Origin of the sequence: Bradyrhizobium sp., from assembly GCF_016462955.1 — a bacterium.
In the GTDB taxonomy this organism is placed as follows: Bacteria; Pseudomonadota; Alphaproteobacteria; order Rhizobiales; family Xanthobacteraceae; genus Bradyrhizobium.
In genome coordinates, this window is sequence record NZ_JAEMSD010000737.1 from 1,030 (window position 1) to 2,577 (window position 1,548).

Genomic DNA, 1,548 nt, shown 5'->3' on the forward strand with positions numbered 1-1,548 from the left:
CTCCCGCCGTCATTCCGGGGCGTGACGAAGTCGCGAGCCCGGAATCCATCGCGCCACGACACAAGCGGAGAAATGGATTCCGGGTTCGCGCTACGCGCGCCCCGGAATGACATCACCCCTTCAGCTCCACCGTCTTGAACTCCGCCGGCAGGATCACCTCCAGCAGCTCCACGTCATCGGAGTAATCTAAAATCATGTGCCTGATCTTCGGCGGCTGGGTCCAGGCGCTGCCTTGCTTCATCAAGGTCTCGCCCTGCCCGTCCATGTAGGTCTTCACCCAGCCCTTGAGCACGTACACCATCTGGAATTCGACGTCGTGATAGTGGAGCTTGGACACCTCGGCCGGATTGCAGGGGCCCTGCAAGCGGATCACATGCGCCTGCGCCAGGCCATGGGTCGCCTCGGCAATGCCGAGATCGCGGTAGCTGGCATAGGCACGCAGGCCGTCGGCCTTGAAATCTTCCTCGCGGTGATGACTGACCGCGATGCGCTGCTTCGGCCGTGCGGGCCTGTTCGCAGCAACGCTGCGCGGCTTCACCTTCACCGCCTTGCGAGCCGTGGATAGCGCCACAGCCTTGGCGGCACTGCGCTTCTTCACTGCGGTCTTCATCGCGGGTCTTGATGCCTTTTGCCTGGCCATTGTCTTCCTCCCTGATCTCTGCCGCGCCCGTCGCACGGGTCCGATCCGAGGGGCAGATTATCCAGTCCTGGGCGAGGCAGCAATGCGGAGCCTAGTCCAACCACGCGATGGCCCGATCGGCCGTAGCTTGCCCGAAGCTGGCGTGGCGAGCGGGGGTCGTCTCGTCATCGTTCTCGCGCTGAACTAGTTTCGCCGACAGATCCGGAGGACTTGATTCATGGGCAACGGCGTCGGTCAGCGTGCATTTCAGAATGCGCGGCTTCAGAAGCGGCAAAAGGCCGACGTGCTGCCCTTTCTCGGGCAAGCGCTCGAATTGCACAAGAAGGGGCGCCTTGCCGAGGCCAAGGCTGCCTATCGCCAGCTCCTGCAGATCGCGCCCGATCAATTCATCGCGCTGCATATGCTCGGCGTCCTGGAGTCGGATGCCGGGAACTATCAGCAGGCCGAAATCCTGCTGAGCCGCGCGGTCGCCATGGATGCGCGATCTGCCGAAGCCCATATGAGCCTCGGCGTCGCGCTGAACGGGCTGAAGCGTCACGATGCGGCCCGCGAGAGTTATCGAACCGCGCTCGCCTTGCGGCCCAATTACGCTCTCGCCCTCTCCAACCACGGCAACGCGAGCGCAGCCCTTGGTAACTACCAGGAAGCACTCGAGAGCTACGATCGGGCGCTCGCCATCAACGGAAACCTCAGCGAGGCCCATAACGGCCGGGGCGCTGTGCTCTGCCGCCTGCGCCACCACGACGAGGCTCTGGCAAGCCTGAACCGCGCGCTTGCGATCAAGCTTGATGATGCCGCCGCGCTGACGAATCGCGCCGTCGCATTCCGGGAGCTGCAGCGATTCGACGAGGCGCTGGCAGATTGCAACCGGGCCATCACCCTGGCCCCCGACGACGTGAACGGCTGGC

2 protein-coding genes are annotated in these 1,548 nt (G+C 64.0%); one reads left to right on the plus strand and one right to left on the minus strand.

Annotated elements, in window-relative coordinates; all coding sequences use genetic code 11:
- Positions 1-112 precede the first annotated feature (112 nt).
- Positions 113-640 carry a cupin domain-containing protein gene (locus tag JHD07_RS37620; RefSeq protein ID WP_291631393.1) on the minus strand — a complete coding sequence of 176 codons (528 nt, stop codon included), beginning with the start codon at positions 638-640 and terminating at the stop codon, positions 113-115.
- A gap of 217 nt (positions 641-857) precedes the next feature.
- Here JHD07_RS37620 and JHD07_RS37625 point away from each other — a divergent pair.
- Positions 858-1,548: tetratricopeptide repeat protein (locus JHD07_RS37625; protein WP_291631395.1), on the plus strand; the 691-nt coding region annotated here is incomplete at its 3' end.